This window comes from Longimicrobium sp., from assembly GCF_036554565.1.
GTDB lineage: Bacteria > Gemmatimonadota > Gemmatimonadetes > Longimicrobiales > Longimicrobiaceae > Longimicrobium.
This window is the reverse complement of sequence record NZ_DATBNB010000481.1, coordinates 1-14427: the sequence shown is the minus strand read 5'-3', so window position 1 is coordinate 14427 and position 14427 is coordinate 1. Positions and strand designations below refer to the sequence as shown.

Here is a 14427-nt window from a genome sequence, read left to right as displayed (position 1 = left end):
ACGCTGGCGCGAGGGCGACCGCGCGCTGGATGCCGCAACGGCCGGAGTGCTGGCGGGCGGGCCGTCAGCGGACGACGCTGCGGCCGAGCCCGTGACGGAGTCGCGGAGCCGCTGAGGACGGCGCAACACCCACACCCCCGCTCGCCCCCGCCGCGGCTCGCGGCGGGGGCGATCTGCATTCGGGCCGCAGTACCACGCGGTGTCCAAAAAGTGGCGAGAGAGAACGGTAGCCCGGCGCCTGTCTCCGCCCGGCCGTCCCCGGCCGCTACTCGCGATATCGGAATGGCTCTTTGTGACTTCCTGTCGGATAGGAGGCTTGCAAGAAAATGGCGGGTTCCTATATACTTGGATGAAAACACATGGGTTGCCGCGACTTGCCGGTGTGGGACTTCGCCTGCTCCCTCGACCACGTCCTGTCTGCCGCTGGCCTGAAATGATGGGCACCGGTGGGCGGCGTGACGCGGGCAAGCCGTTCGTGTGCCGCGGAAACCCGGTGCGGCGGTTCCCATAAACCCGTCGGGTGAAGATCTGATCCAGTGCCGGCAGGACGCATCGCAGGGCGGTGTCCCCCCTCGAACAGAGCAACGAAGTGACTGAGACGACGCTTACGGCCCCGCCGCTGCCAGCCGACCTCCACCTGTCGAATGCGACCCTGCCTCCCAGGGGGCTCGGTGCAGTGATCGTCGGCCTGGGACGCGCGGGGCTGGGCCTGCACATTCCCGTCCTGGAAAAGATCCTCCGCGACCGCACCGCCGATTCGCCCTTCGGAGCCGTCGTGGGTCTCGTGGACCCCGCGGGCGTGGGAATCAAGCGCGCGCTGCACCGCCTGGAATACGACTACGGATACGACCCGCGGCCGATCAGCTTCGCGACCTCGCTCGCCGAGCTCACCGGCGTGGACCCGGACCAGACGGTGGTGCACATCTGCACCCCGGCCGACGATCACGCATCGACGCTGCGCGCCGCGACCGACGCGGGGTTCCGGCGGATCATCGTCGAAAAGCCGTGCGCCGCCAACACCGCCGAGGTAGACGAGATGCGGCGGATCGCCGACCGCACGGGTGCCAGCATCGGCGTCATCAATCCCTACCTGTACAGCCGGTCCATCGCCAGCTGCAGGGACAAGATCCTGGAAGTGGGGCAGGCGCCGCACTACCTGGAGTTCGAGATGTCGAAGCCGCGGATCACGCCGACGCTGGCCGGGCGCTCCAAGCCGGAATCGGTGATGGACGTGGAGATGCCACACCAGATCGCCGCGGCGCTGCACCTTACCGGGGCGTCGCGCTACCGGCTGCTTCGCGCCGAAGTGCGGCACATGCACTACCGGGAGATCGACAGCGAGCCGTGCCAGGTGGTGCCGAACATGGGGATCGGCGTGGTCGTCCTGGAGCTGGACGAGTGCATCGCGGTGCTCGTCTCCTCGCTGGATGCGCTGACGCGCACGCGGGTGCTGAAGCTGCGCTTTCCGAACGCGGAGCACATCGAGGCGTTCCTGCCCGTGACGGGAGACGACCATACCAGCGTGATCATGGAGTACTCCGGCCGCAACACCGACGGGTCCACGGAGCAGACGCGGGTCGCCAAGCTCCCCGACGACATGCTCGCGCGGTGCCTCTTCGACATGTACTCGCGCTTCGCCACCGATTCTCCGCAGCTCAGCGACCTCACCTTCAACCGGAAGGTGGTGGACGTGATGGACAAGGCGAAGGCGTTCGCGCGCATCCGCAGGTAGGCAGGTGGCGGGCGGGCGCTCCCGCGCGCATTCCACGCTCACGGCCGCACGACCCGGCCGGTGAGCCCATCGACGTATCGGTGAACGACACCATGGACGAAGCACCCGCCCGGGATTCCGCGGCGCTCACGGAACGGCTCGAAGCGCTGGCAACCGCGTTGCGCGGCGGCGCCAACCCGTTCCTCCACGACCCGGAGATGCTGGACCTGCTGTACGGCATCAGCGGGTTCGGGATGAACTGGCTGGCCGCCCGGACCGGCGTTCCCGGCGTGCGCGACGCGATCCTCGACCGGCTCCATGAGGCGGTGGCGTCGCGGCCGGACGGCGCCGGGCTCCTGGCGGATGTGGGCCGGGTGCTGCGGTCGGACGTGCACCCGACCTCGTGGCTGAACACCGAAAAGCAGCGTCCGCGGCACCGGCTGATCGACCTGCTGGGACGGGTGTGCCGCGAGAACGCCGGCACCCCGTTGGGCGAGGCCGCCCTCCGCGAAGCCGTGGGCACCGTCGTCTCCGAGTCGTCCTTGGTCACGCTCGACGTGCGCGGGCAGTGCCTGGACTGCGTCGCCGAGTGCCTGGACGAGCTTCCGTCGCTGGACATCGAGCCGCACCTGCAGGGGGTGGAAGAGGTCGTATCGCGGTTCCGCCCCTGCCATGAGCGTGCGCTCGCGCTGCAGGTGGTGGATACGCACGATACCATCGACCCCCACGTCGCCTATCCCGACCGCCCGTTCCTGGACGTCCTCGGGCGTGCGGCGAGCGTGAAGGCGCTAGAACGGGCCTTCGTCTTCGGGGCCAGGCTCGCGGAGTCCGTGCTCCGCGTCCGGGCCAGCAAACGCGCAGAGTCGATCGCCGCGCGCGCCCGGGAAGGCCATGCGGCACTGGCCGCGGTGCGGTCCGGCGTCCTTTCCTCCCCCGAGTTCGAGGCGTTCATCGCGGCGCGCCTGCCCAGCCGGGCCAGCGAGCTGTCGGACTACGTGGTCAACCGCCACCAGGTGCTGGTCGACGGCCTGACACTCCAGGAACTGTTCCGCTGGCTGATCGCGGCCCCGGAGAACTCGTCCAGCGACCAGCGTTCGCGCCGGACGATCACGGCCTTCTTCCGGCAGGTGCTGGGGATGGGGCAGGCCGCGAACGCGGGGCTGGACGCCAGGCCGTTCTTCATCGACCACGGGTACGGACCGGACGGCGACCAGCTGGACTGGCCCAGCTACGTGTTCCTGCCGGCGGGCACCATCTGGGGGAAGGGCGCGGGGGTGGACCTTTCCTGCGGGGTGGCGTTCGGCGGCGGGGTGAACCTGGGCGCCGGCCGGGGCCGCGACGCCTCGTACATCGGGGGAAGCTGGTCGGCCACGCTGTACCACGGCCATTCGCACGTGGGGGGCACGCCGGGATCGCAGGGAGCAGAGTCCCGCGACCGCATCGTCCACTACGGCCTCACCGTGGAGGACGGCGAGCGGCTTCCCTGGGGCGTGTACGTAGAGGCGGAGCAGCACGTGGGCGGCGGCGTGTACCCCGGGGTGCGCACCTGGCCGCTTGAACCCCAACGCTGATCCGCGCGGATTCCGAAGAGGGTGCAGCCCGCCGCGTACGAAGGCCCGGCGGCTCCTCCTCGCTTCCGCGCTTTCGTGAGGCGCTGTCAGGCTCGATTCACCCGATCCATTTTCCCGATCCACTACCGCGGAGCAGACGTGTCCAACCTCGACAATCCCACTCACCCGGGCATGGCCGCCCTGGTGAGCGCCTACCAGGCTCCGCACTCGCTCTACGACCAGGCGAGAGCCAGCGACGGGATCGCGTTCGACCCGGTCGCCAAGTGCTGGGTGGTCACCGACCACCGGGCCGTGCGGACCATTCTCGAGGACCGGCGCTTCACCTCCGACCTGCGCTTCGCGGGCGGGGGGAAGGGCGCGCCGGGCCGGCGGCCGTTCATCCAGGTGGCGGTGCAGAGGCAGATCATCTTTTCTGACGGGCCCGAGCAGAACAGTGCCCAGCGGGTGATCCTGCAGGAGGCCCAGCGCAAGATGCAGGAGCTGTCCCCCTGGATCCGCGAGCTCGCGAAGGGATTGCTGGAGCCGCTGCCGGCGCGTGGCGCGTTCGACCTGGTGGCCGATTTTTCCCTGCCGTACGCGCTGCAGACCATCTGCAAGGTGTTCGGCATCCCGAGCGACGACCCGGTCCGGATGGCCGAGCTGGCGCAATGGTCCACGGTGCTGGCAGACCTCACCAGCGGCCACCTGAACGTGCGGATCCAGGACGTCACGCTCTTCGCGGACTACTTCCGCAAGATGGTCGACGTGCGCCGCACCGCGCCGTCCGACGACCTGGTCAGCTCGTTCCTGAAGGCGGATACCTTCGAGAACGAAGACGATCTCGTCATCAACTGCATGGGCACCTTCGCCGCCGGCCGGATGACCACGCAGAAGCTGCTGGGCGATGGCGTGCCGCTGCTCTTTCCGCAGTGGGCCGCCTGGCGGGAGATGGTGACGGCGAACCCGGCGACGAGCCGCCGGCTGGCCGAAGAAATGTTGCGGATCGTGACGCCCACCCGCTACCTGGGGCGGCACGCCATCGAGGACGTGGACCTTTCGGAGGAGTGGGGTCCCGGCCACCTGATCCGCACGGGGGAGCGGGTCATCCTGTTCCTGGAGGCCGCCAACCGCGATCCCGCCCGCTTCCCCGAGCCGCACGAGCTGAAGGGCGAGCGGCAGCCGAACCCGCACCTGGCGTTCGGCCACGGGCCGCACCGCTGCCCCGGCGCGAGCATCGCGCGCGCGGAAATCCAGATCGCGCTGGAAACGCTGCTCGCGACCTTCGAAACGCTCGCTCCCAATCCGTCCGCGCCGCCGGAGTGGGATCCCAACCCCAACCTGGGCGGCTACCGTTCGTACCCGGTCCTGGGCAGCTGAAGCCGGGCTCTCCATGAAACAGGGCCTCGCCGGTGCGCCGGCGAGGCCCTGTTCTTTCGAAGCGCGGGTCCGCGATCCGCGCGGCCGGCGCGGCTCGTCCGTTACCGCGCCAGCGGGTCCGGGCGGAGCTGGAAGCGGATCGCCTTGCTGGTGGTGCCCTTTCCGCCCTCCATGTGGTAGGGGGTGCGGGTGCTGATGGAAGCCCAGAGGCCGCGCCCCTTCCAGCCGGCGTTCGGGTCGTCGATGCGCCCGTCCAGCCACTTGGTGTAGAACCCCATCGGGTAGGGAACGCGCAGGACCACCCACTTGCCGTCCTTGAGGACCAGGAGCCCCTCGGACTGGTTGCCTGTGTTGATGGGCACGTTCGCGCCCAGTCCCAGCGTGTTGAACTGGTCTACCCAGGTGTAATAGCTCCCTTCGCCGCTCCCCGCGCTGGTGACGTTGCCCAGCTGCGGAAGGGGCTCGGCATAGAAGCTCCACCCTTCCGGGCAGTGCTGGCCGGTGGCGGTGGGGCCGTTCAGCGGGCCGCGGCACTTGCGCCGGTCGAAGCTGGCCATGTGCCCGCTGGCCAGGGCGGCCCAGTACACGCCGTTGCGGTCCACGTCGCCGCCGCGCGGGGAGAAGCCCTCCACGGGCCTGCCGTCGCGCATGGGGAGCTCGAAGACCTCGGTAAGCGCGGTTTCCGGCGGGTTCGCCCCCGGGCTCAGCCGGAAGAGGGCGCCGGGAAACCCGAACATCGTGCCCCACACCGACCCGTCCGGCGCCGGCGCCAGGGCGTACGGGCCGCCTCCGTACTGCCCCGGCTGCAGCCGCTTGTCCTTCGACGGGTCCAGGGGCGCGTTCGGCTCCACGTACTCGTCGCGGCGGCCGTTCCCGTTGGCATCCAGGACCAGCGCGGTCCATCCCTGCGCCCGTTCTTCGTCCCCCGTCTGGTCCCACAGCCGGGTGTTCACCCACCCCACCACCGGCCCGCCGCCGCTCAGCCAGAGGGTGCGGTCGGCGTCTTCGGCGAACATCAGGTGGTGAGTGCCGAAGCAGGTGGCGATGTGCTTCATCTCCTTCGTCCGCGGGTCGTACACCGCCACGTGGCGATTGGAGGCGTTGAGCGGAAAGAGGCGCGCGGACGGATGGCTCGATCCCGCCTTGCAGAACGCCGGGTTGTCCGACGGACGCACCCGGGAGGTGATCCAGACCCGCCCCGTTTCGTCGAACATGGGGTTGTGCACGTTCGCCCGGCTGGTCCAGATCGCCTCGGTGCCCCAGTACGGAGAGGGCACCGCCACCTGCTGCGGCGCCGCGTGCGGGGTGTTCGGGTCGCGGAGGGTGACGGGCACGCGGGTGGCCGTGTGGGTGTTCGGGTCCAGCACCGGCATGTAGTCGGCGCTCGCCTCGAGCACGGCGTACAGCGGCCCGTTGGCGTTGACGGTGGGATTGCGGCGGTCGGTGGAAACCAAGTCGTGCAGGTAGGCCTTGGGATCGGCCCAATCCCACATCGTGATGACCACGTTGCGTTCGAGCCCCTGCGGGCGGGGCGGCGCGGGCGGAACTTCGCCCGCCGCGATCCGGTCGGTCCAGTCGGCGAACATCCGCAGGGTGCGCGGCATTCCCATCCCGTGCACGGTCCCGATCATGGCGCCTCCCCCCTGCCCCACCTGCAGCCGCCGCTCCCACGCCTTCTCCGACGACTCGAATGTGCCGAGCGCGGGGTTCAGCTCGCGCGTTCCCTTGCTCCCCATCTGGTGGCAGCCCAGGCAGGCGTTGTTCTTCACGAGCCGCACGTACTCCGCCTGGCTCTTGAACGCCGGGTTGATGCCGTTCCCCTCCGGCCCGGTGCCGGGAAACTCGCTCTCGGCCGGAACGCGGATCAGCGAGAACCAGTACCCGGCCGGGTAGTACTCCGCCGCGGCGCGCGGATTGGGCGCGGGGGTCGCCCGCAGGTTCAGCGACGTCCCGGGCGTGGCCCGCTGCCTGGGCGAGTCGACCAGGCCGTAGCCGCGCACCCACACGTCGTAGCTCGCCGGCGGCAGGTCGGGGAGCAGGTAGCGCCCCTGGTCGTCGGTCACCACGATCTTGGCGAACTTCGTGGGGAGGTCGCTGGTCTCGGCGATCACCCACACCCCGGCCTCGGGGCCGCCCGCCCCCGTCACCACCCCGGCGATGTCGTCGGGATCGACCGCCATGCCGGCGGCGGCGAGCTGCGCGCCGTGCGTGCACGCGGCCCAGAGCAGCGCGCAAGCCGCCACCGCCACGCCCGCGAGGAGTGCCTTGGTCGTCTTCATCCGTCTGCTCCGTGGGTGATGGTCAGGCGTTGCGCTGCACGACGGCGGATACGCTCAGCTTGGCAGAAGGTGCGGCGGGGATTGCGTCGGACGAGCGGGTGTCCGGGCCTGGTCACATGATGAAGATGGTGTCCAGAACCGGCAAGGGGATGGCCACGGCGCCACTGGGGTCGCAGCGGGATTGCCGGGCCGCGCGCGAACCCAGGACGAAGCAGGGGCATGCGCCCCTCGGCGCATGCCCCTTTCGTTGGTCAACTGCTCCGTTCCTCGCGCCGAAGCCCCGATCAGCGGCTGGCCATCACGGTCCGGGTGGTCGCGCGCGGAGTGAGGATACGCTCCTCATCCTTCACCTGCTTGCCGCAGCGCCCGATCATCTGCTCGAAGCTGCGCGGCGCCTGGAAGAACACCAGGCCGCCGCCTGGCGGGGGCGCCGGCTGCGCGCAGCAGCCATCGGAGCAGCAGCTCCCGCAGGTCATTCCGGACACTGCGCACCCGCACGCGGTCACCCTGCCGCAGGTGACACAGCAATCGCTGAACGCCCTCAAGGAGCGGCGAACCTCGGTTTGCAGAGAAGCGACCTGGAATTGCGAGGGCGCCTGGCCGGCCGCGGCCTGCCGCTGGCGGGTTCCGTCGACGATCACCGAGACAGTCGGCATCGAGCGGATCGCGACCGGTACGCCGAGTTGCGCGTCGACCTGCTCGACCTGCCGCAGGTCTTCCGACTCAGCATTCTCCGGACCCTTGTAGATGGTCAGGCGGAACCGCCGCCCGGTGCGATCGGTGACCACGGGCGAAATCTCGTACGTCCCGTGTCCGGCGAACGTCAACCGCGAGCGCCGGCCCTCGAGGGTCGAAATGTCGAACGACTTGTTCTCGGCCTCGGCGTTCACATGCAGGTCGACGATCCGGTTCGGATCGACTCGCTGTGCCCCGGCGGACGATACCGCGACAGCGCTGGCCGCGAGCAGCACTGCGGCGGAGTGAAGCAGTTTCTGGAGCATTGGCGTGGTCTCCTGCTGGGGGAAATCGCTGATGCCGAGGCGCATCAGCGGAGCGGTCTCCGCATTTCGTAGACGACGACGTGCGGTACGTCGTCGTCGTCCATGCGCGAGCCGAAAACACGATTGCCGCGAACCCGGCGAACATCGGTCCCGGCGGGGATGAGCACCGATCCCAGGTACGTGCCGTTTGCCGAGAACGCGGCCAACTCGGTTCCCTGCCGGGTGCTGCCGGCGAGCGCCATCCAGATGCGGTCCTGGTCGTCGACGATGACGTCGCGTACCGCCGGCCAGCGCTCGTGAAGGGAATCCTGCAGTGCCGGGGCGAATCGCGCCCTTACCGCGTCAGGAATTGCCGCGAGCGCGTCCGCATGGTCCTGCCGCGTGATCTCTGGTGCGCGGTAGGGAAGTACGAAGCCGCCGGCCCGCCGGCCCTGGAGGTCGTACTGGGCGACCGCGAGCGAGTCGGACCAGATGAAGTGGAGCCGGTTCTTCGAATCGAGCCGCGCGAATCCCTCGTTGCCGAACGGATGCGGCATGATGGAATTGTCAGCGACCACGAAGGCCTTGGACGGGAACGTCAGGAGATCCCGGATCGGGGAACCGTCCAGTGCGAGGAGGCGGATGTGATCGTTTCTGTTGCGGAAATCCGCCCCTGGGACGAACGCGAACTGGGGCCTGAACAGGGCGACGAAAGCGGAATTGTCCGGGGTGCGCCAAACGTCGAACGGCACCTGGCCGCTGGTTCCGAGGGTTACCGAGTACGCGACCTGGTCCGAGCCGGGCCGGAAGACCGACACACGGCCGAGGGACGGGTCGTACGCCAGCAGGCTGTCGTCTGGGAGAACCTGAACGCTTCGCACGCTCCGGAACTCGCCGGGGCCGCTTCCACGGCGCCCGAACGCCCGCAGCACGGTGCCGTCGGACCCGAGGACGGTGACGCGCTGCTGGTAGGTGTCAGGGACGTAGACCACCCCTCGCGAGTCCACGTCCAGCGCGTCTACAGCCGTGAAGGAAGCGTCCGGATCACTGACGCTGACCTCGCGGACCGTGACCGCCCCGCGGCGCCGCGTATCCGTATCCGGAAAGCCCGGTGAGCCTTCGCGGGCACCCGCGGCTCCGCACGCAGCGGCGAACATCAGCAGAAACGACCAGCGGCCTCTGAAGCTCCGCATTGCTGCCGTAGGGGTACATGGGGTCCGTTGCGCAGATCGTGTCGTGGAACATATGCGGGCCCATCTGGGGAATCAACTCAAAAACGGCGGGGACGAAGTGAGAAGCGCGCAGTCGCAACGCCGGCCGCTCACCCCCTGGGTCAGGGGCCGCAACCCGTCCGCTGTGCCACGACCGCGGCCACCTCCGAGATACAGGTGTCGGCGCGGACGGGGGATTCGGGGCGCAATCCCCGCTTCAGAATGGTGAGCAAATCCGCCCTTTACTGGTGCAGCGCGAATTCGGCAGACTTGCAAACTAATACGTGACGGCGGCTTACGAACGGCGCAGAACCTGCTGCCGTGGCGGTGTATCCCCGCGGCGGGGAGCCCCGTCTCCCGGTCCGCGACACGCCTCTTCATCCCTCCGCCCGACGACGATGAGCACGCATCCATTCAGAAAACGCATCCTGCCCCTGGCCCTGTTCCTCGGCGCCGCCTTCGCCGCCGGCTGCGACGCCGCGCGGGTGGACGGTCCCACGCCCCCGGCTGCGGCCGCGCCGTCCGTGCCGCGCTACGCCCAGTTCGCCGGGGGTGGGAGCGACGTGATGCTGCAGGCGTTCCACTGGAACTCGCATCGCTGGGACTGGTGGAACATCGTCGCGGCCAAGGCGCCCGAGATCCAGGCCGCCGGGTTCACCATGGCCTGGCTTCCGCCCGCCTCGCGCGCGGCCGACTCGGCCGGGTACCTGCCCAACGAGTGGCGCAACCTGGATGGGTCCATGTACGGCACCGGCGCGCAGCTCCGCTCGGCTACCTCGGCGCTGCGGACGCGCGGCGTCAAGGTGATCGGCGACGTGGTGGTGAACCACCGCGTGGGCACCACCAACTGGGCCGACTTCACCAGCCCCGCGTTCGCCAGCAACGCGCAGGCGGTCACGCGCAACGACGAGTGGGGGCTGGGCACGGGCAACTACGACACGGGTGACGGATACGGTGCCGCCCGCGACCTGGACCACACCTATTCATCGGTGCAGACGGAGATCACCAGCTGGATGAACTGGATGAAAACCACCAGCGCCGCCGGGTTCGACGGGTGGCGGTACGATTACGTGAAGGGCTTCTCGGCGTCGTACGTGGGCGGCTACAACTCGGCGACCACGCCGTATTTTTCAGTCGGCGAGCTGTGGCCGGACATCGTGGGCGACTACTACGCCTCGTGCTCCAACGCCAACTACCACCGGCAGATGATCATGGACTGGATCGACGCGACCGGCGCCCGCTCGGCCGCGTTCGACTTCACGACCAAGTGGCAGCTGCAGCTGGCGGTGGAGCGGACCGAGTACTGGCGGATGGGGTGCATCCCGGGCGCGCTGGGCTGGTGGCCGGCGATGAGCGTGACGTTCGTCGACAACCACGACACCGGCCCCTCGCCCGACGGCGGGCAGAACCACTGGCCCTTTCCGGGCGCCAAGGTGGAGCAGGGATACGCATACATCCTTACGCATCCCGGCACGCCGACGGTGTACTGGCCCCACTACTTCGACTGGGGCGCGGACCTGCGCGGCAAGATCGGCACGCTCATCAAGATCCGGAAGCAGCAGGGCGTCACGTCCACCAGCACCATCTCCGTGCAGGCGGCGGACGCGTACCGCTACGCGGCCATCGTCAACGGGAATCTTGCGATGAAGATCGGCCCGGGTAGCTGGTCGCCGGGCGCTGGGTGGACCCTCGCCGCGTCCGGCAGCGACTGGGCGGTCTGGACGAAGTAGCCACCGCGCACGGTCGATCGCGGGGACGAAATGGCCCTGCATCGCACGCCGATGCAGGGCCTTATCTCGCCTGGATGCGCGGGCTGACGATCGGCGGGTGAGTTCGCGCCGCGCAAGGAGAGAACAGCGTGGAGTTGGGCCCGGATCTCCGACGCCGACCGGGTAGCGAGCCGCTGCCGCGCGCGGGCGGTGGTGGCGGCCGGGCAGCGCCGCCCCCACCGCGAAGCCGCCATCCCGGCTCCCGCACCTGACGAAACCGCGTCCGCGCCGCCCTCGGGCTGGCCTGGCGCTTTGCGGCTCCAACTTCCACCGCGCCAGCTCCGATCACACATATTTCCATGGTGGGGCTTCCCAGCGTGGAACGTGGCCGCTGAGCAGCGACTTTGGCCCTGGCCTCGGAAGAATGATGAAACGCACGGTGCAGGCGCGAAAGCGGGGCGATCGCGGAAAGGGCTTGATCGCTCCTCCCAGGCGGTTCCGTACGCAACGTGACCCGCTGCGGCTGTTTCCGCCCGCGACGCTCGCCGAAACGTATGCGCTACAAGGCTACCGCTGCACCAACCCGCTCTGCGAGTTCCGGGACCTGCCTCTCCAGGCCCACCACATCATCGCCCATGCCCTGGGGGGCCGGTCGATTGCCTCGAATGCGCTGATTCTGTGTCGCGACTGCCACGCCGCGGTTCACCGCGGCGTCATTCCCTTCGAGACCATCCTGGCCTGGAAGCGGCACGTCCGGGACGGCGATGCATTCACGCCCCGGGACGCGGACGAAATCGTGAGCCAGGTACAGGCGGTTCCCGTAACGGACTGCGGGAATGCCCACCAGCACCTCGTCGCGTTGAATCGCCTGCTGGTCATGATCAACGGGATCTCGTCCGTTGCCGCCCGGCGGACGGCGTTCGCGCAAGTGATGCTCGCCAAGGCCGCCGTCCTGAACGATACGTCGCAAGACCATGTGGGCTCTCTGGATGCATCACTGCTGGCGCGCTCGTGGCGCTACCGGCGTTTGCTTTCGCTCGGCGGCGCGGCAGCACGATTTGCGGACGAGGCAGGCGACCGGGCGGCTGGACTCCGGGGGCGGCATTACAGGGCGGTCGGGTACACCACGATCGGAAATTTCGCGCGATCCCTGGAAACGCTGCGAGGCGCGTCATCATGCTGCGCCCGGTGGTCTACGGGGAGTGGAGCCGCCATTTACCACCCGTTGAGCACCCCCGGACGGATTCTCCAGGAATTGGCGATCACGCGAGTGCGGGCGGGAGGCAGTTCGGCCACGGCGCGGGCCGAATTCGAGCGCGGAGCGTCGGAAGGAGCAGCGGGGGACGAGCTTGGAACCGAACTCCGGCGGGTGAAATTCGAGACTGCTGTCGGGCGTGGAAACGCGGCCGAACACCACCTGGACGTGCTGTGGGACACCCTGCCGTCGAGCGAGCCCGACATGCAGTTGTCTCTCTACCGTCTGCGCGCTGAGATACTCATTCGTGCAGGATGCATCCGCGAGGCTTTGCATTGGGTGCAGACGGGCCTCGCGGGAGCGGTGCACGCCCGGAGACCGCGCATGGAGTTCGAGTTCCGCCTCCTCGATCGTCGCTGTCACGCTCCGGACGCGGCGATGCGAAGCTCGCAATCGTGATCGTCGGGCACACGAGAATGAACCTGGGGCAGAACGGTGAGGGGCACGGGATGCACTCCGCGCCCCCGACGTCCTTTACGCACTCAGAAGCCGTAGCGGTACTTCTTGCTGGCCCAGGTCCACACGACGGGCGTGCGAACGACGACCAGATGGCGGCCGTCCTGCTCCATGCTCTCGCTGAACCCCGCCACGTCTCCCCAGCTGTTGATGGAGTGGGCCTCGCAGCCGCTCGTTCCCGGGATCAGGGGCAGAGGCCGCAGCCCGTAGCCCTGCCACCACACCGCGCACACCGCATTGGGCCAGTCGGTGCCGCCCGACCACCCAACCACCTCGCCGTAGGCGTTCACGTCCCTGGGCTTGAACCCCTCGGGAAGCGGCTTCATCCCCGCGTCGGCGGTCCAGATCCACCCGCGCTCGGCGCCGCCGCCGGTGCTGACGCCCACCACGTAGCCCGTGCGCGGGCTGATGGCCAAGGCCTCGCCGCCCGTGTGCCCCGGCAGCGCGCCCAGGTCCGTCCGCGAGCCGTCCGCTGCCCACAGCGCGGGCCGCCGGGTGCCCGACGCGGTGGTGTAGAACCCGATGGCGCGGCCGTGCCAGTCTACGTCGTGCGCGGCGGTGCCCGCCTCGCCCAGGTAGCGGAAGCCCGTGCGCCAGTGGCTGCGGAAGGCGCGGCCGTCGGTGGTGCGCCCCACGATCACCGAGCTGTCGCTGATGGCCAGCGCCTCGCCGGGCACCGGGGGCCCGCCGCGGGACGAGCGCAGCACCACCGGCGTGCCGTCCGGCTCCCACGCGGCCGCGTACTTCTCGACGCCGTTGATGGTGAGGTAGCCCGCCGTCTGCCCCCAGTTGTTCATCCCCGACGCCATCCGCCCGCCGTAGCCGTCCGGAACGCGCAGCTCCACGGCGCCGCTCGCGTTACGCCAGGTGAAGGGCGCCGCGGAGGAGCCGTTGCCCAGGAGCCGCGCCACCTCGTCGACCTCGAACGTCTGCGTGGTCCCGGCGGGCATGTTCGGCCGGTCCTTCATGGGCAGCGCGCAGCGGTTGGGGCAATCGGTGCTGGCGGACATGGCCTGGGACGGCGATTCGCCGTCCACGCCCTGGAACGGGCCCATCCCCCGTGTGCCCGTATCGGAGTTCTCTTCCTCTTTGTTCCCGGGCTCTACGTTGGAGAGCACGTCCGCGCACCCCCCGGGCGCCAGGAACACCAGGGCCGCGCACGCAAACAGACGGCGGGCGGCCATGCCATACGTAGCCATACACCTCCACAGGTTCGAGACAGACGAGTGTCCGGGCGGCGGAGAGCAACCCGCGTGCCCCGGCGCCACACGTTTACCCGTGGCGCGGGGTGGATGCCCCGAACGAAAGCGAACCCGCCGGCAGCGACGCCAGCGGGTTCGTATCGTCAGTTCGACGCCTTCTCCGGGAGGTCACTCCTCCAGCAGCACCACGCGACCCGTCTCCAGGTCGTACACGCCGCCCGCCACCACCAGTTTTTCCTCGGCGATCAGCTGCGCGATCACGGGCGACGAGGTACGCAGCAGCTCGGCCTGTATGCGCACGTTGTGGCGCGCCACGTCTTCCAGCTCGCGCGTGGCGGAGCGGTCCACCGCCGGGCGGATGTGGCGGTACAGCGTGCTGATCTGCCCGGGCACCGCCTGGCCCGCGATGGTGGCCTTCACGGCGCCGCACTGCGTGTGGCCCAGCACCACCAGCGCCCTGGCGCCCAGCACCAGCGTGCCGAACTCCAGGCTGCCGATCAGCTCCGGAGTGACGATGTTCCCCGCCGCGCGGCACACGAACACGTCGCCGAAGCCCTGGTCGAACACGATCTCCACCGGCACGCGCGAGTCGGCGCACGCGAGCACGGCGGCGAACGGCGCCTGGCCCTCTGCCACCTCGCGCACGCGGGCCAGGTTGCGGTGGGGCCCCACAGCGCGTCCCTCGACGAAGCGCCGG

General features: G+C 69.4%; 10 protein-coding genes. 5 read left to right on the top strand and 5 right to left on the bottom strand.

Features of this window, described 5'->3' with window-relative positions; genetic code table 11:
- The first annotated feature begins 589 nt into the window (after positions 1-589).
- The 3 genes from VIB55_RS13180 to VIB55_RS13170 all read left to right on the top strand — a co-directional run bounded on the left by VIB55_RS13180 (position 590) and on the right by VIB55_RS13170 (position 4638).
- On the top strand, positions 590-1732 hold the full coding sequence (locus tag VIB55_RS13180) for a Gfo/Idh/MocA family protein (RefSeq protein WP_331877115.1): 1143 nt from the start codon (positions 590-592) through the stop codon (positions 1730-1732).
- Between the two features lie 92 nt (positions 1733-1824).
- Positions 1825-3282, top strand: coding sequence for a hypothetical protein (locus VIB55_RS13175; protein WP_331877114.1), 1458 nt, complete (start codon positions 1825-1827; stop codon positions 3280-3282).
- A 138-nt stretch (positions 3283-3420) separates the two neighbouring features.
- Positions 3421-4638 carry a cytochrome P450 gene (locus VIB55_RS13170; RefSeq protein WP_331877113.1) on the top strand — a complete coding sequence of 406 codons (1218 nt, stop codon included), beginning with the start codon at positions 3421-3423 and terminating at the stop codon, positions 4636-4638.
- 101 nt (positions 4639-4739) lie between these two features.
- Here the strand turns inward: VIB55_RS13170 and VIB55_RS13165 are convergent, their stop codons facing one another.
- The 3 genes from VIB55_RS13165 to VIB55_RS13155 all read right to left on the bottom strand — a co-directional run bounded on the left by VIB55_RS13165 (position 4740) and on the right by VIB55_RS13155 (position 9054).
- A complete protein-coding gene (locus tag VIB55_RS13165; RefSeq protein WP_331877112.1) occupies positions 4740-6917 on the bottom strand; it encodes a hypothetical protein in 2178 nt (725 codons plus the stop codon).
- 284 nt (positions 6918-7201) lie between these two features.
- Positions 7202-7963 (bottom strand): hypothetical protein, encoded by a 762-nt coding sequence (locus VIB55_RS13160; protein ID WP_331877111.1) that lies wholly within the window; start codon positions 7961-7963, stop codon positions 7202-7204.
- Positions 7963-9054: a hypothetical protein gene (locus VIB55_RS13155; RefSeq protein ID WP_331877110.1), complete on the bottom strand. Its 1092-nt coding sequence runs from the start codon at positions 9052-9054 to the stop codon at positions 7963-7965. The genes VIB55_RS13160 and VIB55_RS13155 overlap by 1 nt, the downstream gene beginning before the upstream one ends.
- A gap of 452 nt (positions 9055-9506) precedes the next feature.
- Between VIB55_RS13155 and VIB55_RS13150 the strand changes: the two genes are divergently transcribed.
- Positions 9507-10838 (top strand): alpha-amylase C-terminal beta-sheet domain-containing protein, encoded by a 1332-nt coding sequence (locus VIB55_RS13150; protein ID WP_331877109.1) that lies wholly within the window; start codon positions 9507-9509, stop codon positions 10836-10838.
- A gap of 406 nt (positions 10839-11244) precedes the next feature.
- Positions 11245-12471 carry an HNH endonuclease signature motif containing protein gene (locus VIB55_RS13145; RefSeq protein ID WP_331877108.1) on the top strand — a complete coding sequence of 409 codons (1227 nt, stop codon included), beginning with the start codon at positions 11245-11247 and terminating at the stop codon, positions 12469-12471.
- A gap of 83 nt (positions 12472-12554) precedes the next feature.
- On the opposite strand, the gene VIB55_RS13140 is transcribed toward VIB55_RS13145, so the two are convergent.
- Together VIB55_RS13140 and VIB55_RS13135 are read right to left on the bottom strand one after the other, a co-directional pair.
- Entirely contained in the window at positions 12555-13727 is a 1173-nt protein-coding gene (locus VIB55_RS13140) for a hypothetical protein (protein WP_331877107.1), read from the bottom strand.
- 171 nt (positions 13728-13898) lie between these two features.
- On the bottom strand, positions 13899-14427 hold a 529-nt coding region (locus tag VIB55_RS13135), incomplete at its 5' end, for a carbonic anhydrase (protein ID WP_331877106.1).